General features: G+C 62.1%; 26 protein-coding genes and 2 pseudogenes. 19 read left to right on the top strand and 9 right to left on the bottom strand.

All coding sequences use genetic code 11. The features are described 5' to 3' along the window. Positions 1 to 260: 260 nt before the first annotated feature. From A2G96_RS12505 to A2G96_RS33300, 3 genes are all read left to right on the top strand, one after another. The gene (locus A2G96_RS12505; RefSeq protein WP_062799617.1) at positions 261 to 1,421 is read left to right on the top strand and encodes an IS30 family transposase; all 1,161 of its coding nucleotides are present in this window, start codon (positions 261 to 263) and stop codon (positions 1,419 to 1,421) included. A 313-nt stretch (positions 1,422 to 1,734) separates the two neighbouring features. Beyond that, positions 1,735 to 2,133, top strand: a complete 399-nt coding sequence (locus A2G96_RS32505; protein ID WP_082818939.1) for a VOC family protein — start codon at positions 1,735 to 1,737, stop codon at positions 2,131 to 2,133. Positions 2,134 to 2,190: 57 nt separating this feature from the next. Next, positions 2,191 to 2,418: a hypothetical protein gene (locus A2G96_RS33300; RefSeq protein WP_135706367.1), complete on the top strand. Its 228-nt coding sequence runs from the start codon at positions 2,191 to 2,193 to the stop codon at positions 2,416 to 2,418. On the opposite strand, the gene A2G96_RS12500 is transcribed toward A2G96_RS33300, so the two are convergent. After that, a complete protein-coding gene (locus tag A2G96_RS12500; RefSeq protein ID WP_231909561.1) occupies positions 2,401 to 3,309 on the bottom strand; it encodes a LysR family transcriptional regulator in 909 nt (302 codons plus the stop codon). The genes A2G96_RS33300 and A2G96_RS12500 overlap by 18 nt on opposite strands. 119 nt (positions 3,310 to 3,428) lie before the next feature. On the opposite strand from A2G96_RS12500, the gene A2G96_RS12495 reads away from it, so the two are divergent. Further along, on the top strand, positions 3,429 to 3,824 hold the full coding sequence (locus tag A2G96_RS12495; RefSeq protein ID WP_062799615.1) for a GFA family protein: 396 nt from the start codon (positions 3,429 to 3,431) through the stop codon (positions 3,822 to 3,824). 124 nt (positions 3,825 to 3,948) lie between these two features. Here the strand turns inward: A2G96_RS12495 and A2G96_RS12490 are convergent, their stop codons facing one another. Next, complete coding sequence (locus tag A2G96_RS12490; RefSeq protein ID WP_062802160.1) at positions 3,949 to 4,848, bottom strand: helix-turn-helix transcriptional regulator; 900 nt, start codon at positions 4,846 to 4,848, stop codon at positions 3,949 to 3,951. A 241-nt stretch (positions 4,849 to 5,089) separates the two neighbouring features. On the opposite strand from A2G96_RS12490, the gene A2G96_RS12485 reads away from it, so the two are divergent. The 4 genes and pseudogenes from A2G96_RS12485 to A2G96_RS12470 form a co-directional block, all read left to right on the top strand. Continuing rightward, entirely contained in the window at positions 5,090 to 5,776 is a 687-nt protein-coding gene (locus A2G96_RS12485) for a fumarylacetoacetate hydrolase family protein (protein WP_417926412.1), read from the top strand. Between the two features lie 24 nt (positions 5,777 to 5,800). Continuing rightward, positions 5,801 to 6,679 (top strand): polysaccharide deacetylase family protein, encoded by an 879-nt coding sequence (locus A2G96_RS12480; RefSeq protein WP_062799607.1) that lies wholly within the window; start codon positions 5,801 to 5,803, stop codon positions 6,677 to 6,679. A gap of 62 nt (positions 6,680 to 6,741) precedes the next feature. After that, a complete protein-coding gene (locus tag A2G96_RS12475) occupies positions 6,742 to 7,992 on the top strand; it encodes an MFS transporter (protein ID WP_062799604.1) in 1,251 nt (416 codons plus the stop codon). Next, a pseudogene (locus A2G96_RS12470) lies at positions 7,989 to 8,327 on the top strand (TSUP family transporter); the annotation flags it as partial. The gene A2G96_RS12475 and the pseudogene A2G96_RS12470, both read left to right, overlap by 4 nt. A gap of 683 nt (positions 8,328 to 9,010) precedes the next feature. Here A2G96_RS12470 and A2G96_RS12465 read toward each other — a convergent pair. Continuing rightward, positions 9,011 to 9,868: an FAD synthetase family protein gene (locus A2G96_RS12465; protein WP_062799598.1), complete on the bottom strand. Its 858-nt coding sequence runs from the start codon at positions 9,866 to 9,868 to the stop codon at positions 9,011 to 9,013. Between the two features lie 91 nt (positions 9,869 to 9,959). Continuing rightward, positions 9,960 to 10,931 carry a LysR family transcriptional regulator gene (locus A2G96_RS12460; RefSeq protein ID WP_062799596.1) on the bottom strand — a complete coding sequence of 324 codons (972 nt, stop codon included), beginning with the start codon at positions 10,929 to 10,931 and terminating at the stop codon, positions 9,960 to 9,962. A 148-nt stretch (positions 10,932 to 11,079) separates the two neighbouring features. Here A2G96_RS12460 and A2G96_RS12455 point away from each other — a divergent pair, with 148 nt between their 5' ends. The 8 genes from A2G96_RS12455 (at position 11,080) to A2G96_RS12420 (ending at position 17,719) form a co-directional block, all read left to right on the top strand. Next, positions 11,080 to 11,631, top strand: a complete 552-nt coding sequence (locus A2G96_RS12455) for a flavin reductase (RefSeq protein WP_062799594.1) — start codon at positions 11,080 to 11,082, stop codon at positions 11,629 to 11,631. Between the two features lie 104 nt (positions 11,632 to 11,735). Continuing rightward, positions 11,736 to 13,289, top strand: coding sequence for a 3,5,6-trichloro-2-pyridinol monooxygenase TcpA (gene tcpA, locus A2G96_RS12450; protein WP_062799593.1), 1,554 nt, complete (start codon positions 11,736 to 11,738; stop codon positions 13,287 to 13,289). Positions 13,290 to 13,358: 69 nt separating this feature from the next. Beyond that, positions 13,359 to 13,949 (top strand): malonic semialdehyde reductase, encoded by a 591-nt coding sequence (locus A2G96_RS12445; protein ID WP_062799591.1) that lies wholly within the window; start codon positions 13,359 to 13,361, stop codon positions 13,947 to 13,949. Between the two features lie 17 nt (positions 13,950 to 13,966). Next, entirely contained in the window at positions 13,967 to 14,797 is an 831-nt protein-coding gene (locus A2G96_RS12440) for an intradiol ring-cleavage dioxygenase (protein ID WP_062799589.1), read from the top strand. Positions 14,798 to 14,894: 97 nt separating this feature from the next. Then, positions 14,895 to 15,875, top strand: coding sequence for a SphA family protein (locus A2G96_RS12435; RefSeq protein WP_062799587.1), 981 nt, complete (start codon positions 14,895 to 14,897; stop codon positions 15,873 to 15,875). Positions 15,876 to 15,914: 39 nt separating this feature from the next. Beyond that, a complete protein-coding gene (locus A2G96_RS12430) occupies positions 15,915 to 16,982 on the top strand; it encodes a maleylacetate reductase (RefSeq protein WP_062799584.1) in 1,068 nt (355 codons plus the stop codon). Positions 16,983 to 17,079: 97 nt separating this feature from the next. Beyond that, positions 17,080 to 17,304, top strand: coding sequence for a DUF2798 domain-containing protein (locus A2G96_RS12425; RefSeq protein WP_062799582.1), 225 nt, complete (start codon positions 17,080 to 17,082; stop codon positions 17,302 to 17,304). A 70-nt stretch (positions 17,305 to 17,374) separates the two neighbouring features. Then, positions 17,375 to 17,719: a Dabb family protein gene (locus A2G96_RS12420; protein ID WP_062799580.1), complete on the top strand. Its 345-nt coding sequence runs from the start codon at positions 17,375 to 17,377 to the stop codon at positions 17,717 to 17,719. Between the two features lie 20 nt (positions 17,720 to 17,739). Here A2G96_RS12420 and pdxR read toward each other — a convergent pair whose 3' ends face one another. Continuing rightward, the gene (pdxR, locus tag A2G96_RS12415; RefSeq protein ID WP_062799578.1) at positions 17,740 to 19,269 is read right to left on the bottom strand and encodes a MocR-like pyridoxine biosynthesis transcription factor PdxR; all 1,530 of its coding nucleotides are present in this window, start codon (positions 19,267 to 19,269) and stop codon (positions 17,740 to 17,742) included. Between the two features lie 189 nt (positions 19,270 to 19,458). Between pdxR and A2G96_RS12410 the strand changes: the two genes are divergently transcribed. Further along, on the top strand, positions 19,459 to 20,214 hold the full coding sequence (locus A2G96_RS12410; protein WP_062799577.1) for an SDR family oxidoreductase: 756 nt from the start codon (positions 19,459 to 19,461) through the stop codon (positions 20,212 to 20,214). A 294-nt stretch (positions 20,215 to 20,508) separates the two neighbouring features. Next, positions 20,509 to 20,967, top strand: coding sequence for a cupin domain-containing protein (locus tag A2G96_RS12405; protein WP_062799576.1), 459 nt, complete (start codon positions 20,509 to 20,511; stop codon positions 20,965 to 20,967). 190 nt (positions 20,968 to 21,157) lie between these two features. Here A2G96_RS12405 and A2G96_RS12400 read toward each other — a convergent pair whose 3' ends face one another. Continuing rightward, positions 21,158 to 22,270, bottom strand: coding sequence for an ATP-binding protein (locus tag A2G96_RS12400; RefSeq protein ID WP_231909559.1), 1,113 nt, complete (start codon positions 22,268 to 22,270; stop codon positions 21,158 to 21,160). 158 nt (positions 22,271 to 22,428) lie between these two features. On the opposite strand from A2G96_RS12400, the pseudogene A2G96_RS34130 reads away from it, so the two are divergent. Next, positions 22,429 to 22,617 (top strand): annotated as a pseudogene (locus tag A2G96_RS34130) (dienelactone hydrolase family protein); the annotation flags it as partial. A 425-nt stretch (positions 22,618 to 23,042) separates the two neighbouring features. Here A2G96_RS34130 and A2G96_RS32495 read toward each other — a convergent pair. The 3 genes from A2G96_RS32495 to A2G96_RS12390 form a co-directional block, all read right to left on the bottom strand. Beyond that, positions 23,043 to 23,192, bottom strand: coding sequence for a hypothetical protein (locus A2G96_RS32495; protein WP_197672291.1), 150 nt, complete (start codon positions 23,190 to 23,192; stop codon positions 23,043 to 23,045). A gap of 340 nt (positions 23,193 to 23,532) precedes the next feature. Continuing rightward, positions 23,533 to 23,739, bottom strand: coding sequence for an H-NS histone family protein (locus A2G96_RS12395; protein WP_062799574.1), 207 nt, complete (start codon positions 23,737 to 23,739; stop codon positions 23,533 to 23,535). Beyond that, complete coding sequence (locus A2G96_RS12390) at positions 23,739 to 24,164, bottom strand: phage tail protein (protein WP_082818938.1); 426 nt, start codon at positions 24,162 to 24,164, stop codon at positions 23,739 to 23,741. Before A2G96_RS12390 ends, A2G96_RS12395 begins: the two co-directional genes overlap by 1 nt. Between the last annotated feature and the right edge of the window lie 3 nt (positions 24,165 to 24,167).

Genomic DNA, 24,167 nt, shown 5'->3' with positions numbered 1-24,167 from the left:
AGTTCTGACTCCGTGTCTTGCCATCTGCACGACGCTTTCACGGATACAAGATCACCAATTCCGCTGCATCCCCTTCGCGTGGTATTGACGCGATAAGCACAACGTTATCGAACCTTATTGCCGCGCCAGGCAACGCCGGCGTCATGTGGATCGTGTCCACGCGCAAAAGTCTGGAGGGAGCGCAGCGGCAGCAGCCGGCTGCAGATTCCACCGGTCGATGCAACACACTAAAGGCTTTGCGAGCCTGAGGGGTGCTGCAAATGAAACAAAGACGGCGGATCTACTACACCGAGAGTCAAAAGGCACTGATGTGGGAGCGGTGGCGCAAAGGTGACACGCTTGCGCAGATCGCCCGACTGTTCGATCGCTACCACTCCTCCATACAAGGGATTCTCGCCAAGACTGGCGGAATACAGCCAGCGCAACGACACCGCTCCAGGTTGGCCTTGACGCTTGCCGAACGAGAGGAGATTTCGCGCGCAGTAGTCGCCGGCCACTCCATCCGATCCGTAGCAGCCCGGCTGGGGCGTGCTCCTTCTACTATCAGCCGCGAGGTCCGGCGAAATGGGGGCAGACAGCGCTATCTGGCGAACCAGGCCGACGAGCTCGCATGGGAGCGCGCACGGCGCCCAAAGGCATGTAAGCTCGTCAAGAATCGGACACTTGCCCAGGTGGTGGCAAGCAAGCTTCGATTGCAGTGGTCGCCAGAGCAGATTGCGGGTTGGCTCAAGCACGTGTACGCGGTCAACAGGGACTATCAGGTGTCGCACGAAACCATCTATCGGAGCCTCTACATCCAGGCCCGTGGCGCGCTGAAAAGGGAGTTGCTGGAACACCTACGGCGTTCTCGAGCCATGCGTAGATCGCGCCAACACACACTGAAGACCGACAACCGTACGAACATCCGAGATGTCGTATCGATCAGTGAACGCCCTGCCACGGCAGAGGATCGCGCGATACCCGGGCACTGGGAAGGCGATCTGCTGTTCGGCAGCGCCAACAGCCAGATTGCAACACTCGTCGAACGCCAGACCCGGTTTGTGATGCTGGTGAAGATTGCCAGCAAGGACTCTGAGGCTGTAGTCAACGCCCTGATCAAGCACGCTGGCAAGCTACCGCAGGAATTGTACAAATCGCTGACGTGGGATCGCGGCACAGAGATGGCTGGCCACAAGCGCTTCACTGTCGCGACCGATATCAAGGTCTATTTCTGCGATCCTCAGAATCCCTGGCAGCGCGGCACGAACGAAAACACGAACGGGCTCTTGAGACAGTACCTCCCGAAAGGAACCGATCTCTCGGTCTATTCGCAAGCCAAGCTCAATGCCATCGCCAGGCGGCTCAACGAACGCCCGCGCAAGACATTAAACTTCGATACACCGGCTGAACGATTCCATCAAGCTGTTGCGTTGACCGGTTGAATCTGCGGCCGGCTGCGGCCGTTGCGATGCTCTCCATCGTTGGCATTTCAATTGGCTCAAGGGTGCGGAAATCCTGGATCGGGGAGGAAGGCAGTCCGGACGGTCGTGCTCAATGACCAGTTGCGATCGCACGTTGAGCGACGGTTTCCATCTATTGCCGCAGAAGAACAACATCGCCTTGCCGCTTAATTAGCCCCGATTTTGCGTCTCGGTATCGGACCGGCGAGGCTGACCCTTCGTGGGGAGGCTAGGAGCGATGCCACCTCACAGCCGTGATATTGTTCGTCGCCGCCACCTTCCTGGGAGACGCAAAGTGATTTCGCACATTTTTCTTGGCGTTAACGACTTCGATCGTGCTTTTGAGTTTTATTCGGCGTTGATGCATGAACTAGGACACAACCTCAAATTCTGCGAGCGCGACACGCCATGGGCAGGGTGGATGGCAACGGACGCACCGCGGCCGCTGTTCCTTATTGGCAAGCCATATGACGGCAATGCTGCGCGAGGTGGGAATGGTCAAATGGTGGCATTGCTTGCGCGTGACCGGCAGACCGTTGACCAGGCATACGCCCGTGCGCTCGCAAACGGAGCAAATTGCGAAGGCGCTCCTGGCCTAAGAACCCAGTATCACCCTCACTTCTACGGCGCATACTTCCGAGATGCTGATGGAAACAAGCTTTGCGTATGCTGTCATCACCCGGTGTCGGTTTAGCGTTATCGATTTAGCACTGACCTGCCTCTACGCCTGTCGACACGGCCAGCGCCTCAGATGGCCGTCGACGCGCTGGCGCGGGCAACGGAAGCCGAAGCGGACGGCGCATATACGGCGTTGAACGCCATCCTCGTCGAAGGAAACCACTTGCCACCGCCGACGATAGCTGTCATCCGAGCCATCCGTCCGGTCAAGGAAACGATGGGCGCCTGCGATCCCAGCAAGACACTCGATATATGGCGCACGACCCTCGCCCCGTTTGTGACGCTACTGGTGGGATGCTGAGGCGATCTTTTGAGAAAAAAACTTCACGAAAGCCTCGACCTTCCTCGGGTGATTGCGAGGTTTCGGAAACACCGCATATATTCCCGGCTGCTTAGACGCACCAATCTCGTCGTACTCTTCCAGCAGCCGAATCAAGCCACCGCTGAGCAAGTCCTGCGCGACAAGCCAGTCGGGCTGCCGGGTGATTCCCTTGCCTGCCTTGGCCCATGCAATCAGCGCATGCGATTCGTTACTCGAAAATGGCCCATCTACCGGAATTGCCATAGTTGTGCCGTCCACCTGGTACTGCCAAGATGAGGAATGCGGTTCATGGCGGTAAATCAGGCACTGATGTCGTGCCAGTTCGGCCGGATGCCGGGGGGCGCCATGAGATGCCAGATAGGCGGGGCTGGCGCATGTTACGCGGCGGTACGTGCTGAGGCATCGAGCGGAGAAATCGGAATCCCCCGGTCGCCCCGCCCGCAGGGCGAGATCGAAGCCGTTGGCGACAAGGTCGACAATCCGGTCGCTAACCTGGAGATCGAGGCTGATTCTCGGGAAGCGTGCCGTGAACTCATGGAGATGCGGGTACACAAAGGTCAGCGCCACGCCCAACGGTAATGTCACGCGCAGCTCACCCCTTGGTTCCGACGCAAGGCGCCGGACCGCATCTTCAGCTTCATGCGACTGTTCAATGATGCGCTTCGCGTGTTTGTACCAGAGCCTGCCCGCCTCGGTCACGGCGATGCGACGCGTCGTCCGGTCGAGCAGGCGCGCGCCAAGCCGTTTTTCTATTCGAGCTAGTGCGCCGGTCACCGTCGCAGGCGCGAGTCCGAGGACCCGGGCTGCCTGCGCCATGCTCCCCGAGTCCACGATCTGGCAGAACACCTGCATGCTGAACAGCTGATCCATCGTCGATTATTCGTAAATCATGAAGAATCCATTCATGGGCGGCTACTTTATCAAAATTTCCGCACACCCTACGATCTTCTCCAATTTGGCATTCATCGCAACACTTCCTGGAGAAGCCCATGACCCAGCACGGCAGTTGTCTCTGCGGACGCATCAAATACCGAATCCACGGCCCGCTAACCGACGTCCTGAATTGTCATTGTTCGATGTGCCGAAAGCTCCATGCCTCGGCCTTCCGCACGAGAGCTAAGGTGGCGATTAGGGATTGGGAATGGGTATCGGGGCAGAACACCGTCAAGTTTTACGAGTCCTCGCCTGGCGAGCACAAGGGATTCTGCAGCGAATGTGGCTCAAGCATATTGACGCGATTTGACTGCAATCCCGAGGTATTCGGATTCCCCCTCGGTACGCTTGATAGCGATCCCGGCGTGAAGGCCGAGCGTCATGTTTTTGTCGGCAGCAAGGCGTCGTGGTATGACATCACCGATACGCTTCCGCAGCACAAGGAATACTGAGGCCAGTCGGAGGGCAGTACACATACAAGGTAAATATCACGAATAAGAAGCTTGAAATAAAGAATAGTGGAAAGCCCCAACAATGCCAGTCTCATCGGCTAGCCCTCAGCTCACCACCGTGGTCTTACTCAACCCAAGTTCGCGCGCCCACGTCCTGGAATTGGCGTCGATATGCCAAAGGTGTCGAACCCACGATCTGCCGAAACCGCCTAGCAAAGTTATTTGGTTCACCGAATCCCGTGCTTTGCCCGATTTCTGCGGCCGAGGCGGATGTGAAAGCCAGCAAAGTCTTTGCCCGCTCGATCCGCCTTTCAGTCACGATCTCCAGAAAGGTCTTTCCGGTTTCACTTTTCAGCAGGTGGGCCAGGTGTGTTGCTGATACATGACTGGCCTGCGCAGCGTCGCCCAAGGTCAGTTCCCGCGAAAGGTTTTGGGTGATATACCGAATGCAGCGCAGCACGGACTGCTTGTACGACTGCAGCAACATCCCGTTGCCCTCGCAAAGACGGATCTTGTCACCGTGGCGTCGCCACACCATGCCAATCAGGTTTAGCAAGTGGCTGCGGATCAGCAAGTTGCTGGCCGTATCGTCACTGGGCGATTGCTGGGATTCTTGCGCCATGCGCTCGCATAGCTCCTGAAGGTACTCGGTGTCCAGTTCATCGAACTGAAAATCCAGACAATGCTGAAAGCGGAAGGGACCAAGCTCTGGCGCGCGCGCGAGCGGCACTTCCGACAACTCGAAGACATCAAGGTTAAGCGACGGTAGCAGATACTCTTTGCTGATGTTGATTACGTGGAACTTGCCGTCCGCTACGTTCGGAATGTAGTGAACCAGAAACGGCAGGACGAAGCTTACGGTGCCGGGGCGAATGGGCCGCTGCTGGCCCCCAATGTAGTGAGTGGTTTCGCCTAGCGTGTTGACGTAAATCTGGAAGTACTCGTGACGGTGCGGCACCGGGTTCGGCAGACAGTTGCTCTGATCGTGGATGCCAAAGTAGGCGCTCTGCGCCCGGGCCGCCATGGTGTAGTTCCGGATGACAGCGCCCTTTTTGCCCTCGTGGTCGAGGGGCGTCAGTGGGGCGTTCGAGGGATTCGCTCTGTGCATGGAAACGTGAGGAGCAAAGGATCGTAAGGATTGCGCATCTTTTCGCAAGCCTGTGCGTTGAGGCCGAACGACCGCGTCTCTAAACTCTAGCCACTCCGTTCAATAATCTTACACAGAGACAATCCTTATGCCTAGAGCCAGTGCGGACAGCGTCGTCGTGCAATCGACGAAGGTCCCGAGCGTTACCCCCGCCTTTATTGGTATCGTCGGCAGCGATCAGCGCTTCCCGGTACGGCGCGTCTATTGCGTGGGGCGCAACTATCTTGCCCATATCCGGGAAATGGGGGAGGGTGACGAACGCGACCCGCCATTCTTCTTCCAGAAGCCGGCCGATGCCATTGTGACCGATGGACGCGTCCCGTATCCGACGTTCACAGACGACTTTCAGTTCGAATTTGAACTCGTCGTTGCTATCGGCAGTGAAGCGGCGGACGTGCCGCCGGATACTGCATTGGATCATGTCTTCGGCTACGCCGCAGGGCTTGACATGACGCGGCGTGACCGCCAACGCGAATGCAACAAGCGCGGCCTGCCGTGGGAGCTGGGCAAGTCATTCGACCATTCGGCGCCATGCGGTCCCATCCATCCCGTGGCGAAGGTCGGCCATCTCCGTTCGGGCGCACTGAGCCTGGCGGTAAACGGTGACGTACGACAGCACTCGGTCCTGGAGAAGATGATCTGGAACGTCCATGAAATCGTCAGCGAGCTTTCCAGACAGTACCGCCTGCTTCCTGGGGACTTGATCTTTACCGGCACGCCAGAAGGCGTTGGGCCGGTGCAGCGCGGTGACAGGTTGATCGGCCGTATTGAAGGACTCGACCTCTTGCAGGTCGAGATCGTCTGAGTCCCGGGTCAAAGGAAACACGCCATGAAACCACTCGAACGCATCTCATTTTCGGCCATTTCCGAGCGTCCCGCCCTGACGCTGCCGGCTGGCAAGCGCCTGGCCGTTTGGGTCATCGTCAATGTTGAGGAATGGGATATCAACGAGACCATGCCGCGCACGGTTCTCACGCCTCCGGCGGGCGGTTCGCCGATGCCAGACATCCCGAACTGGGCCTGGCACGAGTACGGCAACCGCGTCGGCTTTTGGCGCATGCTGGACGTCATTGACGGGCTTGGGATCAATGCAACGCTCGCCATCAACGGCGCCGCCATCGATGCCTACGAGCCTATCGCCAAGGCGGCGAAGGCGCGTAACTGGGAGTTCATCGGCCATGGCTTTGGGCAGCGCAACATGCAGAAGGTGCCCGACGAAGCGGTCGACATCGCAAAGACCACCGAGGCCATTCGCGCCTACACCGGGAAGCGCCCCCGCGGCTGGCTCGGACCGGGGCTCACCGAGACCTGGAACACGCCTGACATCCTCGCGGAGCAAGGCTACGAGTACGTGTGCGACTGGGTGCTCGACGATCAGCCCGTGGAACTGAGGACGCGAGATGGTGGCCGTATCGTGAACGTGCCCTACACACAGGAGTGCAACGATGTAGCGATGATGCTGATCCAGCATCACAAGGCCAGCGAGTATCGCGACCGCGCTATCGACCAGTTCGAGCAGCTCTACGCCGATGCGAAGGACTCAGCCCGGGTGATGGCGCTGGTCGTGCATCCGTACATCATGGGCGCGCCACACCGCCTGCGCTATTTCCGGGAGGCGCTGGCGCACATTCGGGCACACGACGACGTTGCCTTCCTGACGGGAGAGCAGATCCTCGATTGGTATAAGGCAGCGCGCGCGGGCTCATAGCCGGATCCGTGCATCGCCAGGAACTCGAACAAATCTCTCGCTTGACGAGAAGGAGACAACACGTGAATTCCTCGACTTCGGCCGGCTCGCTGACCGGAGACGTGCGCAGCGATGCGCCCGTCACGGCATTGGAGATCGGCATGTTTCTTGTGCTGCTTGCCTCCTATGCGCTCAACGCGATGGACCGGCAGATCTTTCCGCTGATCGCCGCAGATGTGCGAAGGGAGTTTGGGTTCGGCCTCGCCGACACCGGCCTGCTTTCGACCATCTTTACGCTCGGCATGGCACTAGCCGGGGTGCCCACAGGCTACCTGCTGGCGCGGTGGTCGCGCAAGGCCGTGCTCCAGATTGGCATCGCGATTTTCTCGCTTGGCACGCTGTTGACTGCCTACTCGAGCGGCTTCGCCGACATGATCCTCTACCGCGCCGCTACTGGCATCGGCGAAGCGATGCAGCTGACTGTGGTGATCGCCATCGCGGCGAGCTATTTCGCTCGCTTCCGCGCGACGGCCGTTGGGGCCATCAACTTCTCCTTCGGTGTCGGCGCCATCGTGGGACCGCTGCTCGGTGGGCACCTGATCGGCATTGAGCGAAACTGGCGCTTGCCGCTGGTGGTGTTCGGCCTGACCGGATTTGTCGCCATGGCGCTGATCGCGGCTACCGTGAGCAAGCGCATGACCGAAAAGGCCAGCGCGATCGCCACGCACATCGACACGCGCGGTGCAACCACGATGTGGAACCGCAACACGGCTCTCTTGACTGTGATGAGCATCATTGGCGGGTTGTGCATCTATGGCTACCTCGGCATGTACCCCACGTTCCTGCGCGAGCATCTGCACTACACGCCGTCGGACACTGGTCGCGTCATGAGTATCTTCGGGTGCGGCGTGTTCGCCTCCATCTTTGGCGGCTGGCTTGGCGACCGCTTCCACCCCAAGCTTGTGTTGTCGCTGAGCTTTGCGGGGACCGGGCTGCTCGGCTTCCTTCTGTTCTCGGGGCCGACGGGCATGTTGGTCCAATCGGTGCTGTCATTCGTGTGGGGTCTGGTGGTAAGTGGCGTGCTGTACGTGAACCTGGCCGGCTACCATATCAAGTCCGTGCGCTCTTCGCTCACGAATCGGGCCACCGGTGTCTTTGTCACGACGCTCTACGGCGCGGGCGCTTTCGCGGGCTACATCATCGGCGGCATCGCGGCGCGCTTTGGCTGGAGCACCGCCGGCTTTGCGCAGATCACCTTGCTATCGGTCTTCGGAATAGTACTCACCGTGCTACTGCGGACCGACCGGATGTCGTTGCCTGTGCGTAAGCCATGACGCCGGCCGAATGGGTGCTGCTCGGTGGCGCTGCGACTTTCGCCGGGACGCTGAATGCGGTGGCAGGCGGCGGTAGTTTCCTGACACTGCCGGCCTTGGCGATGGTCGGCGTGCCGCTGGTATCTGCCAACGCCACCGGGACCGCCGCGCTCCTGCCTGGCTATATGGCGGGTGCCTGGGCACAGCGCAAGGATCTGTCGGGGCCGATGGCACCCTCGCTTCTTCGGCTAAGCGTGCTGTCGGTGCTGGGCGGTGCGGCAGGCGCCACGTTGCTGCTGTCGACCTCGAACAGCGACTTCGGGCGCATTGTGCCATGGTTGCTGTTGGCCGCGACCCTTCGCAATACGCAGCGCTGCTGCGAGAGCAAGGCGTCGAAACCAAAGTGGTAGTGCAGGCACGAGGTCATCACTTCGATGCAGTCGATTATCTGGGCAATGCAGAGGGAGAGCTTGCTGCGGCGGTGTTGCGGATGATTGCCGCCGCGTCTTAGGCGCCGGCACGTCCCCGCGCGCGGCGTCTCCCGATTGTGAAACATCAGAACATCGACCGCAACTCGCACAAAGCGTCTCCGGCTCTCACCCGGTCTCGCCCGGAAAGGCTATAACGCCATCCAAAGATAACGGTGCCGGCCTCTGCCGGCACCGAGCTGGTTTCTAAGTAGATCCAATTTGGCGGTGTTCGTCGTCAGCAAGTGAGATGTTGCAGTGCGTCGCGTCGCGGCGCATTGCAACCCAGTCGTGCCAACAACTTCCTGATGCGATAAGCACAACGTTATCGCGCCTTATCGCCGCCTACCCCAACGCCGATCCCGGATTTCCACATCCCGCGACACCCATAGGTGTGGCAGCGTATGCCACGCGCAACCAGTCAAGGCTGGCTTCGGAACGCATGCCCCGGGGTTTCGCTCTCCCCGATCCATAGCCGTCATCGGAGCGCGTGCCGTGCCGCCGCAATGAGCGGCTCGATAAAAGGGCTTTCCAGATCGCGGCGCAGGCAGACGGCTAACGCCAGGCTCTCTCTATTCGAGCAGATACCGCAGCTTCGCCGGCGCCGCGCCGAAGAAGCGTACCGACACCGCACTGCCCTGCCTCGGCGCGAACTGCGCGTCGCTGAACACGCGCGCCATGCCGTCCGCTCCTGTCAGATGCACGAGCGCCGGGCTCCAGCGTTGGGCACCAATCTGGACTCGGACCGCGGCAGCATATTGCCCCACAGGCGGCAAGCAGATTCCCTCCGGAAGACGAATCTCCGCCGCGCCGCTGGCGCGGGCGGGCGTCCTGGTCACCACCATGGCGCGGATCTCGTGCGGACGCGCCAGCAATGCAGCAGCAGCGCGCACGTCGCCACTCTGGATCAGGCGGCGGGCCTCCGTGGATGAACAGCGCACGCCTGCCCCGGCTGCATCGGTGGCCCGCAGCCGAACCGGCTCGACGGCATAGCCGTACGCTTTGCCAAGCTGGCCGAGGTAATCGACGTTGCCCTGTCGTCCTCGTCCGCAGCAAAAGTTCGCGCCAACCACCAGCCGCCGCATGCCCAGACGCGCCAGCAGCAGTCCACGGACAAAGTCATCCGCACTGGCTTCGCTGAGGGCGCGGTCGAACGGCAGTACCAGGCAGTGGTCGACGGCGCCGCTTTCAGCCAGCAGCGCGATACGGTCATCAGCGGTGGAGATCATGCGGGGCGCGCTCTGCGGCTGCAGGAACGCACGCGGATGCGGGTCAAATGTCAGCAACACGGTCGGCAGCCCGAGCGAATGCCCCGCGGCGCGCAACTCGGCCAGGACCGCGCGGTGCCCGCGGTGCACGCCGTCGAAGGTGCCGATCGAAACAACGGATGCTGCCAGCCGCAGCGGGTCGGCTCGTCTTGTCACCTGCATGATGGACTCCTCGTCTTGTCATGAACCGCATGCTAGGAGGGGACGGCGCGGGATGCCAATCTCTTGTTTTCATGACGACTATAACCGGCGCTCATCCCTCCATGCCGATCCCGGCACCCGCGTCCGCCACGGCATCATGGCGGGCAAAGAGCCTGTGTACCAGCGCGCGAATCCACTGGTTGCCCGGCTCCCGGTGCACGCGTTCGTGCCAGTGCTGGGCGATGTCCATGCCGGGCAGCGACAGCGGAGGCGCCACCACTGCCAGGTCCAGGTCCGCGCATAGTGCCCGGGCCAGCGTCAGCGGCAGGATAGCCACCGCGTCCGAATGCCGGGCGATCAGGGCCGCCGTGGCAAAGCTCGGCACGCGGCAGACGATGTTGGTATGCGGCACGCCGGCTTCGATGGCGCGCTCGACGCTGAGGTGTTCATGACCGGTCCCGACCGCGGAAACCAGCACATGCTTCTCGGCTATGAAGGCGTCCGGCTCGCCAAGCTGCGCCAGCCGCGGATGGTTCTTGCGTACCACGGCGCCGTAGGTCTCACGCCATAGCAACTGGCGACGGATGCTCTGCGTCAGCGTGGGGAACGAGCCAATCGCCAGATCGACAAGGCCATTTTCCAGCCAGAGATCGAGATGCGTGGCATCTGCGTTGACCGCCTGCACTAGGATACCCGGCGCTTCCTCCGCCAGCCGGCTTAGCAATGGTGGCAGCATTTGCGAGGCGTCGGCATCTAGCAGGAAGAAGCGGAAGCTGCGCTGGCTGGTGCGTGGATCAAAGCTGGCATGGTCTGAGCGCAATGCACGCACGCTCTGCAGAATGTCCCGCACCGGCTCGCCAAGCTCCATTGCCTTGGGCGTGGGTTCCATGCGCAGGCCCACCCGGACGAACAGCGGATCACCGAAATAGTGGCGTAGCCGCGCCAGGGTCTTGCTCAGCGCCGGCTGGGTCAGGTTGAGCACGCGCGCGGCCTTGGTAAGGCTGCGCTCGCTGAGCAGCACATCAAGCACCAGCAGGTGGTTCAGGCTGAGTTCGTCTTCATGACGCTGGGGAATAGTGTCCATGACGCGAGGTGATTAGCAAACGGGCCGACTCGGCTGTAGTCTAGTTTCACACAGCTGACACAGATCAGAAAGCAGATTTCAAGAGACGAAACTTCGTCTACGCCCTGTTGCAGCGCGAGGACGAAGGCCCCATCAGGAGGAGATTGCCATGTCGTCCGCAGTATCCATCGAAGCCGTAGCAAGCCGCATTACCGATCCTGGCATCGATGCCGCAAGCTTTCGCGATGCCTTGTCGCATGCCGTCACCGCCGTGACCGTGATCGCTACCGACGGCGCAGGCGGTCGTGCCGGCGTCACGTGCTCGGCGGTCTGTTCGGTCAGCGACTCGCCGCCCACTGTGCTCTTCTGCATCAACCGCCGCAGCGCCGCAAACAGCGTGATCAAGACCAACGGCGTGGTCAGCATCAACTGGCTGCACGCGAGCCAGACCTCGGTGTCCCAGCTGTTCGCCGGGGCCGGCGCGGTGCCGATGGCGCAGCGCTTCGATGGTGACAGCTGGGGCGTGTTCACCACCGGCGCGCCATACAGCAAATCCGCGATGGTCGCCCTCGACTGCAAAGTGGTCGACCAGATCGAGATCGGCACCCACAGCGTCTTCGTCGCGCAAGTCTTCGGCAGCGCCGGCGGCGAACGCGGCAACGACACGCCGCTGGTCTACTGCCGCCGCAACTACGCCACCACGCACCCGGTCGCGGACTGACGCGCGCGCCCCGCAGCACCGGAATTCCATATCCATGTCCGTATGCCCTTCTCCAGGGCAGGGACTGTCACACCCCGAACATCATCCACAAAGGAGACCTCGCGATGATTCGCACTGGCAAGCAGTACCTGGAATCGCTCAACGACGGCCGCAACGTATGGGTAGGCAACGAGAAGATCGACAACGTCGCAACGCACCCCAAGACACGGGACTACGCGCAGCGCCACGCCGATTTCTACGACCTGCACCATCGCCCCGACCTGCAGGATGTGATGACCTTCGTCGACACCGACGGCGAACGCCGCACCATGCAATGGTTCGGCCACTTCGACAAGGAGCAGCTGCGCCGCAAGCGTAAGTACCACGAGACCATCATGCGCGAGATGGCCGGCGCTTCGTTCCCGCGCACACCGGACGTCAACAACTACGTGCTCCAGACCTACATCGACGATCCGTCGCCGTGGGAAACGCAGACTATCGGCGCTGAGGGCAAGATCAAGGCAAAGAACATCGTCGACTTCGTCAACTTCGCCAAGCAGCATGACCTGAACTGTGCGCCGCAGTTCGTCGACCCGCAGATGGACCGCTCGAACCCCGATGCCCAGCAGCGCTCGCCCGGGCTGCGCGTGATCGAGAAGAACGACAAGGGCATCGTCGTGTCAGGTGTCAAGGCGGTCGGCACCGGCGTCGCCTTTGCCGACTGGATCCACATCGGGGTGTTTTTCCGCCCCGGCCTCCCGGGCGACCAGATCATTTTTGCCGCCACCCCGGTCAACACCCCGGGCGTGACCATCGTCTGCCGCGAGAGCGTGGTCAAGGACGATCCCATCGAGCATCCGCTCGCCTCACAGGGCGACGAACTGGACGGCATGACTGTATTCGAGAATGTCTTCATCCCCTGGTCGCACGTGTTCCACCTAGGCAACCCCGAACACGCCAAGCTCTACCCGCAGCGAGTGTTCGACTGGGTGCACTATCACGCCCTCATCCGCCAGTCGGTGCGCGCCGAACTGATGGCCGGCCTGGCGATCCTGATCACCGAGCATATCGGCACCAACAAGATTCCCGCAGTGCAGACTCGCGTGGCCAAGCTGATCGGCTTTCACCAGGCCATGCTGGCGCACATCGTCGCCAGCGAGGAACTGGGCTTCCATACGCCTGGGGGCGCCTATAAGCCGAACATCCTCATCTACGACTTCGGCCGCGCGCTATACCTCGAGAACTTCTCGGAGATGATCTACGATCTGGTCGACCTCTCCGGGCGCAGCGCACTGATCTTTGCCAGCGAGGACCAGTGGAACGACAAGACCCTGCATGGTTGGTTCGAGCGCATGAACAACGGCCCAGTCGGCAAGCCGCACGACCGCGTGAAGATCGGTCGCGTGATCCGCGACCTGTTCCTGACCGACTGGGGCAACCGGCTGTTCGTCTTCGAGAACTTCAATGGCACCCCGCTGCAGACCATCCGCATGCTGACCATGCAGCGCGCCGAGTTCTCCGCAGCCGGTCCGTACTGCACCCTGGCCCGCAAGGTCTGCGGCATCGAGCTCACCGAGGTCCACGAGAGCGAATACAAGGCCACCGCCGGCTACGCCCAGGCACTGGATTCGGCGCGACACCAGGAAAAGCTCGCGCTGAGCGGCACGATGACCGTATGACCGCCCGACCGTTTCACCTACCGGCAGGCCCGTCCGGCCGGAACACCTGAACCAAGGAAGGAGTGCAAGATGCAAACCAATGAACTGCTCGACAAGATCTTCCGCGGCGCGCGCAGCCAGAACGGCTGGCTGCCCACGCCCGTGCCCGACAGCAAGCTGCATGAACTGTATGAGCTGATGAAGTTCGGCCCTACCTCGGTCAACTGCTCGCCGGCCCGGCTGGTGTTCGTGCGCACAGAGGAAGGGAGGGAGAAGCTGCGTCCGGCACTGGCGCCGGGCAACGTCGAAAAGACCATGGCCGCGCCCGTCGTCGCAATCGTCGGCTACGACACCCGCTTCTACGAGCACCTGCCGGATCTGTTTCCGCACAACCCGGCGGTCAAGGCGTGGTTCGAGGGCGACGAGAAAGTGGATTTCGCCACCACCACGGCGTTTCGCAACGGAACTCTGCAAGGCGGCTATCTCATCGCCGCGGCACGCGCGCTGGGCCTCGATTGCGGCCCCATGTCCGGCTTCAACAACCAGGCTGTCGACCAGGCCTTCTTTGACGGCACCAGCATCCGCTCTAACTTCATCTGCGCCCTTGGCCACGGCGATCCCGAAAAAGTGTTCGCCCGCAGTCCACGCCTGTCGTTCGACCAGGCCTGCCAGCTCGCCTAGCGGCAAGGAGTCTCGCCATACAAGAGTACGACCAGCATAACCTGACCAGCGCCGTCATTGCGCGCCTGGCCGATACGCCTGACCGGCGCACCAGGGAGATCATGACCAGCCTCGTGGGGCACCTGCACGACTTCGCACGCAAGATCAGGCTGACCGAAGCCGAATGGATGCGCGGGATTGAGTTCCTTACCGCCACCGGGCAGAAGTGCGACGACAAGCGCCAGGAGTTCATCCTGCTCAGCGATGTGCTGGGCCTGTCGATGCTGACGGTGGCAATGAACCACCAGAAGCCCGATGGCTGCACCGAGGCTACCGTGTTCGGGCCCTTCCATGTCGAGGGCGCGCCGCACTACGAGCACGGCGCGGATCTGGCGAACGGGGCCAGGGGCCAGCTCTGCACGGTCTACGGACGGGTCACAGGCGCGGACGGGCGGCCAATTGCCGATGCCGTGGTGGAAACCTGGCAGGCCGACGCCGACGGCCACTATGACGTGCAGTATGAAGGGCTGGAAGTGGCACAGGGCCGTGGCGTGCTGAAGTCGGGCGATGATGGCCGCTTCCACTTCCGCACCATCGTCGCACAGGCCTACCCGATTCCTGACGATGGCCCCGTGGGCGAGCTACTTCGCGCCACCGGCCGTCATCCATGGCGGCCCGCGCATCTGCACTTCATGATCAATGCACCTGGCTACGAGACACTCGTCACGCACGTTTTCCGGCGCGGCGACAAGTACCTCGACTCCGACGCCGTGTTCGGCGTGCGCACGTCCCTGATCGGCGACTGGGTCCGCCTGACCGATGGCACCTACCGGCTCGACTTCGACTTCGTGCTCAACCCAGCCCGCTAGCATCGGCACCTGGCGCGCCGCCCGAGCGGGCGGTGCGGATGCAACCACGCACCGCGGCTTCCGGCCCGGTGCTCCATGCGGTCATTCGGAGTGGCAAATGGGTTCGATTGATGGCACGAAGGCCCAGCGGGCGCGCGCACTGCTGCCCGTCCGGTTCGGGCGGCTGGCCCTCGCCGCGGCCTGCGCGGCGAGCAGCGTGCCGGCACGCGCCACCGAGGGTGGCGGCAACTCCTACCCCATCGGGGTCGACAATCTCTATTCCGGCCTGATGCTGCCCGAGGGCGCCAACTGGCTGCTGTTCTACCAGCACTACGATGCGGGCAGTTTCAAGGACAACACCGGCCACGACAACCCCAAGCTGGCCAGTTTCCACTTGCGCCTCGATGCGCTGGCGCCGCGGTTGTCGTATGTGTGGCCCGACGTCAGGCTGTTCGGCGCCAACCTGGAAACGCGCGTGGTGGTGCCCGTCGTGTCGGCGAATCTCGCCATGTCAGTGGCCAGACAAGTTCCCCTGCCGCCGCTCGCCAAAGGCGGTAACAAGACTGGCCTGGCCGACATGACGCTGGCGCCGGTGGTCCTCGGCTGGCACGGCGGCGCATTCCACCAGATGGCGGGCGTGGAGTTCCACCTCAAGACCGGCGCCTATGATGTTCACGACCCCGTCAATATCGGCCGGAACTACTACCAGATTGCACCGAGCTACGCCTTCACCTGGTTCCCCACGCGCAACGTCGACATCAGTGCCAAGCTCCGCTACGGCTTCAACACGCGCAATGAGGCCACCCGCTACCAGTCGGGTAACGAGGCGACCATCGAGTTCAGTGCCGGCTACCGGGTAACGCCGAGGCTGACACTGGGCCTGAACGGCTATTACTACGTCCAGACGACCGACGACACGCAGAACGGCGCGCGCGTCAACGGCAATGGCAACCGTGGCCGGGTCACGGCGCTGGGGCCGGATATCTGCTTCCAGCTCACCGACAAGGTCAGCTTCTCGCTCAAAGGGCAGTTTGAGTTCGGCGCCCGCAATCGCCCCGAAGGCAACCGCATCTGGGCCATGGGCCGAATCTCGTTCTGACTGGCCTGAGCCATACCGAGCAGCATTGGAGGCCCTACGATGAACGCATTCCAGTACTCCTCCCGTGCCCAGCGCGTCGTCTTCGGCGCCGGCACCATCCAGCGGGTTGGCAAGGAAATCGATACGCTGGGCGCGTCAAGCGTTCTGGTGCTAAGTACACCCGAACAGCGCCCGCTGGCTGAACACGTGGTGGACCTGCTTGGCGCCCGCGCGATCGGCATCTTCGGTGGTGCAGCGATGCACGTGCCGGTCGAGGCGGCTCGCGCGGCCTGTGCGATGGCATTTGAACTGGGCGCCGACAGCGTGGTGGCGATCGGTGGCGGCTCTACCACCGGGCTTGCCAAGGCCATCGCACTTGAAATGGGACTGCCAGTACTGGCGATTCCCACCACCTATGCCGGCTCAGAGATGACTGCGATCTACGGCCTCACCGATGCGGGACTGAAGCGCACAGGCATTGACGTGAAAGTGCTGCCGCGCATCGTCATCTACGATCCTGAACTCACTTACTCGCTGCCGGTTGCGGTCAGCGTCACCAGTGGCATCAATGCGCTGGCCCACGCCGCAGAGGGCTTGTACGCCCACGACCGCAACCCGATTTCGGATTTGATGGCGACGGAGGGCATACGGGCCATCGCAGCGGCGTTGCCGGTACTCGCGACCGAACGGGATACGGCCATGCTGCATGAAGCGCGCGCGCAAGCCTTGTACGGAGCATGGTTGTGCGGCGCCGTGCTCGGCACCGTGGGAGTGGCGTTGCATCACAAGCTCTGCCACACGCTTGGCGGCAGCTTCAACCTGCCGCATGCCGAGACGCACACCATCATCCTGCCGCACGCGCTTGCCTACAACGAGAAGGCTGCACCGGGTGCCATGGCCACCATCGCGCAGGCCATGGGCGCAGCCAGTGCTGCGCAAGGCGCTTTCGACCTGGCACGTACGACCGGCGCCCCGCTCGGCTTGCAGCAAATCGGCATGCGCGAGGATGAACTCGACAAGGCGTGCGAGATCGCGTTGCAAAACCAGTACCCCAATCCGCGTCCGCTCGAAGCCGGTGCGATCCGGGAACTGCTGCAGAACGCCTGGGAGGGACGCCGGCCGGTCTGACGCCGGCGTAACGCTTGACCGCTACCTGCGCAATTCGCAGCAGCGCCGCAGGCTTTCGCACAGGTCACCGTTTCGGACAAATATTCAAAGGTACGAGATGTGGAAGCTTCCAAAGGAATACAACCATTTTGCGTTTGGCGTGATACAGGCTGGCGTCACGTGTGCGGTCGCATCGGCGATCGCAAGCATGCAGTTCGTGGCGGAAGGCACCTTTGTTTCGCATTGGCTGCGTGCGTACTTGTATTCGTGGGTGGCGATGCTACCCGTCGTCGTGGTCGCGGCGCCGTTCATTCGCTGGCTCGCGAACCGAATCACGCGTTGAACGCTGGCGGAGGTTCTGGCGGCCGCAATGCGGCTCGTCTCAACGGTACATATCCATTGGGTGGATAACGATGATCAAACATATTGTGATGTGGAAGGTGAAGGGTTCGACCCCGGAAGAAAAAAGCGAGGGCGTGCGTCGCATACAGGCTGCATTCCACGGACTGGTTGGCGTCATCCCGGGCCTGACGGCTCTGGAGGTGGGCGCCGACGTCAGTCGCATCGACTACGCGTGCGATGTGGTGCTCTACACGGAGTTCGATTCCCAGGAGGCATTAGACTCATATGCTAGCCATCCTGACCACCTGAGGATCAAGCGCGAACTGGGCGATGTCAGGATTGCCCGTCACCAGGTGGACTACGTCATTGGCTTGCGGGCGGGTATGTGCGGCGCCTCCGTGCGGGATGTACCCTGAGCAGCAACATGGCGCGCAAGTCAGCCATCCAGGCATGCCCGTAACGTACGCGCGAGACGGCCCGCTTCGTTCGCATCGGTGATGTTCGCGAAACCCATCACCAGGCCTCGCGGCGTGTCCCGCATACGGCCGTGCGCATACCAGATCGAAAGTGGCAGCACCGCAAGTCCCGCCTGGCGGGCACGCGAGGCAACGGCGACATCATCGACCGGACCATGGGCAGCCTCGGCGAATTGCACTGAGAATTGGATTCCGCCGGACGGCAATTCAACGGTCAGCTGTTCGCCAAACGTCTGCTTCAAGGCTTGCGCAATCAAGAGGCGCCGCTGTCCATACAACGTGCGCATCCGCTTTACATGCCGCGCAAAATGGCCCTGTTCAAAGAAATCTGCCAACGCCGCCTGAAACAGCGTTGGCGCGCCGGCATTCATGCTGCACGCCACCCGTCCAACACGCTCGACCGCGCGCTCCGGCACCACCGTGTACGCGAGCCGCAGACCGGGGAACATCACCTTGCTGAACGTGCCGCAATAGAGCACGCGGTCATGCCGGTCGAGGCTCTTCAAGGCCGGCAAGGGTCGACCCAGGTAGCGGAACTCGCTGTCGTAGTCGTCTTCGATAATCCAGCGAGACCCTGTCTCCGCCCAAGTCAGCAACGCCATGCGCCTTGCGAGCGACAGCGTGTTCCCCAGGGAGCTCTGATGCGATGGCGTGACGAGCGCGAAGCGCGCCTCCGGGTCCCGTTCGATGCCGCGCTCGACATCGATGCCTTCTTCATCGATGGGCACCGGGACGAGCTGCACGCCGGTCTCGGCCAGGAAGCTGCGCGCAAGCAGATAACCGGGGTCCTCGAACCACATGCGGTCGCCGGGGCTCGCAAGACTGCGCAATACCAGCTCGAGCGTCGCGCGGTAGCCACTGGTAATGAACACCTGGTCGGGCAGACACGTGACGCCACGCGACAGGCCAAGATAGGTGGCGATATGCTCGCGCAGCGGCAGATAGCCCACCGGATCCGGGTAGGCAAGCAAAGTGCGTTCGCCGCTGCGCGCACGCCGCGTAACGAGCCGGCTCCATATCTTGCGTGGAAATGCATCAAGCGCCGGGAGCCCTGGCTGCAAGGCTCGCGGCTCGCCGCTCAGGGCGACGGCGATCGCCGACTGGCGTGCCCTTGGCTGGCCGCTGGGTGATGCGTCTGGCGTCTTCGCTGCGCCAGCGGCTTCAGTGGTCTGCGCGTCAGGGGCATCCTGGCTGCCGCCTGCAGGTGCCGCTTGCATCAGGGATTCTGATAGCGAAGGCGATACAAAAGTGCCGGCAGCGCCACGCATCTGCAAGTAGCCCTCGTCGACAAGGATCGTATAGGCCAGTTCGACGGTGCCTCGCGCCGTGCTCAACTGCGCGGCGAGGCCGCGCAACGCCGGCACCCGATCACCCGGGCGAAGATGTCCCGCCGCAATCGCCGTTCTGAAACGCTCGCAAATCTGCAGATAGATCGGCAACGGCTTCTGGCGGTCGATCTCAATGGCCAACGTCGGGTTTCGTACGGTCATGACAGTCTCGCGGGCAAAAGGGGTGCAGAAAGAACTTGGACTAGTCGAATGGTTAATTCTTGGCCCTTATCCATAGGGCATGATTGTTCCACAATGGCCTCATGCGATGCGACGGGGACAGTCACTTTCAGTGATGCCGCCACACCAGGTGCGCAGCGCGTTCCTCTACCCTCATATGGAGAATCTGCCATGAAGATCGTTGTAATCGGTGGTTCTGGCCTGATCGGCTCACGTCTTGTCACGCTGCTCAATGAGGCGGGCCATACGGCAGTCGCCGCATCGCCGCGTACCGGTGTCAACACGGTGACGGGCGAAGGCCTAAGCCATGCACTGGTGAATGCGGATGTGGTCGTTGACGTGACGAATGCGCCGTCTTGGGAGCCGCAGGCGGTGCTCGACTTCTTCCGCACCTCGGCACGCAATCTCGGCAAGGCCGAGGTGGCCGCGGGCGTGCGCCATCACGTCGCGCTGTCGATCGTCGGTACCGACCGCATGCCCGACAACGCGTACTTCACGGCCAAGGTTGCACAGGAAGCGGTGATCGACGCGGCCGGTGTGCCGTACACGATCGTGCGCGCCACGCAGTTCATGGAATTCATCGGCGGCATTGCGGACTACGGCATGGATGATGGTGGCACTGTGCGCATGGGTGACGGGCTGTTCCAGCCGATCGCTGCGGATGACGTCGCGGCAGCGCTTGCGCAGGTCGCGCTGGCGGCGCCGCTAAACGGCACCATCGACATCGCCGGACCGGATCGCGCGCCCTTCGCGGAGATCGTTTCGCGCTATCTGAAGTCGGTGGGCGACTCGCGCACCGTCGTGACAGATCGTGACGCGCGATATTACGGCGGCCACGTCGAGGAACTGTCGCTCGTGCCGCTGGGGGACGCGCGGATAGGCCGCACCAGTCTTGATCAGTGGCTGGCGCGCGCTCATGTGGAGTAAATCCCCGCCGTGGCGGCTCCAGTCAATGGCATCGACGAAATCGCCGGTCCGGAGAGTCAACCGTTCGACGACATTGTCAGCTGCCACGTGGCTATGAGCGGTGACACATGCCAGGTAGCTCGCGACCCCGAAGCGAAGTACTTCGGGCGGGACCGTCGGCGAGATGTCCCTCGTGCCCCTCCCTCGGCGACGCTCGACTTGGCGCGGCTACACAGGGCGCTTGGTTTCAACGCCAACAGCCCGTCTGCTGATATCGACTGTGAGCGATATACCTACACCCACCGGAGACACAGCATGAAGCTCCTTATCGCGTCTATGATCTTGGCCGCCCTGCCCTTGCAGGCAGCCTTCGCCCAAGACCATTCCGGCCATCAGGCAACTGTGCCAGTGCAAGGATTGGCAACCACCTCCACGGGCGTGAAAGTCACGCTCGTGTACCAGCAGGAAATCCCTAACTTGCCGGGCAAGAGTGTCAAGGGCGTACTGGTGGAGTATGAGCCGGGGGGCGTCAACGCCGCGCATACCCACGCCAAGTCGGCAATGATTTACGCAACAGTGCTGGAAGGCGCCGTGCTGAACCAACTCAACGGAGGACCACTTCGCACGTTCACGAAGGGGCAGAACTTCACCGAAATGCCTGGCGACCGGCACGACGTCAGCGCCAACGCGAGCAAGACCGAGCCCGCCAAGCTGCTTGCGGTGTTCGTCGTGGACACGAATGAGACCGTGCTAACCACACCATTGAAGCGTTAACGCAGCCTGCGTAGCCAAGCCAATTATCTGACTTGGCTCCAAGATACCCATTGGTACGTCATTGCGTCCGCCCCAAGAAGCGACACCACGGCGAACGAACGGGCTAGATCGGGCGATATGTACAAAAGGACGCGTGTCTGCCTCAACCATTAGGTCGTGTCCCCTTCGTTTGAAGGCTTACCGAATCAGGTCACTCCGGCGCAGGCTCCTGACGCTTGCGAATCCACTCGGCGAACGCTTCGTCTTCGATGCGGTAGTCGCCCATGGCCAAACGGGTCACGACGTTATCGGCCAGCAAACGTCGCAGTGCGTGAGCCGTAGTGTTCCGGGTGGCTGGCTTGCCAAGCATGGTACTGAGCTTTTCTAGTGTTGCGCTGGAATGCAAATCGGACTCGCCACGTGCTAGCAGGTATAGAATCGCCCGGTCAGCGGGCTTAAGCTTGTGCCACTGAGTGAGCGAGTGTTCGTCGGAGAACACGGAAGCCTTTGTGTAAGCAAGCGCTGCGACGTCTCCCTGCGGTTGATAGAGCATATATCTTTCGATAAACCGTTTGAAGAACTCCGGAGTGCGATGCAGTTCGTCGAATGCGCGCATACCCTGCTCCAGCGTTAGCTTCTGACGTGCCATGCTGTTCAAGAGCTTGACCGTGAAGGCAACGAACTCATCCCCGAGCAAGGGAAACGGCTCCAGAGGGGCCCAATTGAAGAACGGCTCCGACGCCCTCGCAAACATGGCGCGAAGGGTCGTCTCGGAACTGCCGGCGAAGATGACTTTGATGCGATCCTTGCGGATATCGAGCGCCGCGCGCAGAGCGTGAGCGAAATCGCTGTGGTCCGCGCCGGCCAGGACTTGGGCCTCGTCAATCACGAGGAGCAGCGGCTTCTTGGTGCGGTCAAGCTGCTTTAGTACTTCATGCAGCGCCGCGGTCCGGTCTACGCCAACCTTTCCTAGCTCGGCTTCCAATGAGCCCTCTACCCCACCTGGAATTTTCGCGCTGGCCTTCACCTTCTTGACCGGGACGCGAAGCTTGGACAACATTGCAGCGGCCCCTTTGGGTTCGAGGGCTTCGCCAAGTGCTGCCACAAGGGCCGTTTCAGGCGAGGTCCGGTTATCCCAGAGGTTTGTGTACGCGGTGAGGTAACCGTGCTCGACAGCCGCCGGCATCAGGTCTCTGCGCAAGAACTCGGTCTTGCCCATTCGCCGGCGAGCGAACAGTCCGCGAGCTGCAGATAGCTTTAAGTCGAACGCATGCAGATACGCCTTCGCCAACTCGGGGCGGCCAAAGTGCCAGGGATCGGGCAAGCTCTTCTCATCCGTTCTCATGGGATATGAGAATTCTCAAAATTAGTGAGAAGTAATGATACAAGGCGCTCAGCCGCGCGTAAAGGGCGAGCTTGAGGTCATGGGGCGGCATCATCACGGATTTGTGGCGTAATCCGTCATGACGATCGGGGTGTCAAGAGCCAACGGACAAGCTCGAGGAGAAGCTGAGCGCCGGCGGCGTCGACGCGACGCTCCACCGTTACCTCGCGCATCATGCTTTTGCCAACGAGGAAGCCATCGGCGACTGCCGCATCGCTGGTATTCAGTACGACGCCGCTTGGGCGCAACCGCACCTGACGTTCTTTGCGCGCCACCTCTGGCGCTGATCATCGCCCGCCGGGAAGCCAGAAGGGCAAGACCTGGGAGATCCGCTACCACTACTTTCAGATGAGTGCTGTAAGGCAGCGTTATCGTGCCTTATCGCCGCGCCTTGGCCCAGTTTGGGCCGACCGCCTTCCGGCTGACGGAAGGCGCTTCCCGGCCATGAAGGGACCTTCTTCCGATGCGTCGCCGAGACATTCGTATGGCAGCTCCACTCAGCAACCGGTCGTTCGATCGCCGAGAGACGGCGTCGCGTCATCGGCCGAAACGAATTTTCGACGAAAGCCGCATCAACATTCTTCCTAGACCGCCGCGGCATTCCCTTGGCGCTGACCGTGACCGGTGCCAACCGCCACGACTCGGTTGTCTTCGAAGCGGCGCTCTGCTCGGCCCGGTATGCGCCATCGGCGATGGAGCAATCGTGCCGTAGTCACTCGGGCAATCCAGCCAGCCGCAGCCCCTCCGCAAACTGGGTCAGGTCTTCTGGGCGACGGATCGGAAGCCAGCCCTTGAGATTGGAGACGCGGAGTGACGGATCGAGCGTGCGCAGGCGCTGCATCGCCTCCTTCGCTTTGTCCATGCGTCCAGCGAGCGCATGACTCGCCGCCAGAACGCCGTGGCGATGTGACCAGGGCTAACCGACACAACCCACGACGCGCGTCGAGGTCTTCCAAGGTGAGCCCATAGTCGTCCATCTGCGCCTGGATCCAGCGGATCGCGTCCGCCCGCTCAGTCTTTACTGTCATCGCTGCCGTCACGGCTGTCGTTGCCTTCGTCCTGATTGCCAGGCAGCGCCGCCGCCCCCGGCTCGTTGCCCGGCTCTTCCCCTTGGACTTCCTACGCAGTGGCCGCCGAACGTCCGGCCTGCCGAGTTTGCTAGGCTAATGGGGGCGGACCGGCCGCGCCCGCCAACCTGTCGTTCAGGACAAGAGATCGATGAGGAAACGCTCGGGCTTCTTGCCAAGCCACGCGGGAGCCCGGCCGCGCCCCGACCAGGTCTGGCCCGTCTTGGGGTTGCGGTACCTCGGAGGCGGCGCGGCCTTCGTCTTGGTCGGAACAGCGCGGGCAGCGGGCTCAACACTGGGCTTGCCCGCAATGTCCTCAATGCTGAGGTCGTACTCCTGCATCAACTGCCGAATCTCCTCCACGGGTTGGCGGTGCCGGCGTCGTAGAACGCGTTGGGCGACGGCGTGGTGCCAGGCAGCACGTCCGGTCCCGGCGTCACCGTCGAGGCCATGGTGTTGGTCGCCTGGATCGGATGGGTGTGCCCGGGGATCTGGCCCGGCAGCAGCGTGATGTTCGGGCTGCCGAAGGCCTGGCCGATGGTGCGGGCGCTCAGTCCCGGCCCCGCGCCCTGGCCCAGCGGCAGGTTGCCGCGCAGGTCGGGCAGCCTGAAGGTGGTGGTGCCGTCGCCGCCGTAGATAGTGCCCAGCAGCGAGAACAGCATCTCGTACTGGGCAATGCTGAGCGTCTGGCCAGCGCAGAACTGCCATCCCGCCGGTGCGAAGTTGCCTGCAAACATGCGGATCTCACCCACGAACGGTTGCGCCATGAT

Source organism: Cupriavidus nantongensis (assembly GCF_001598055.1).
Lineage (GTDB): Bacteria > Pseudomonadota > Gammaproteobacteria > Burkholderiales > Burkholderiaceae > Cupriavidus > Cupriavidus nantongensis.
The sequence above is the reverse complement of the archived record's forward strand: the minus strand, read 5'-3'. Positions and strand labels throughout refer to the sequence as shown.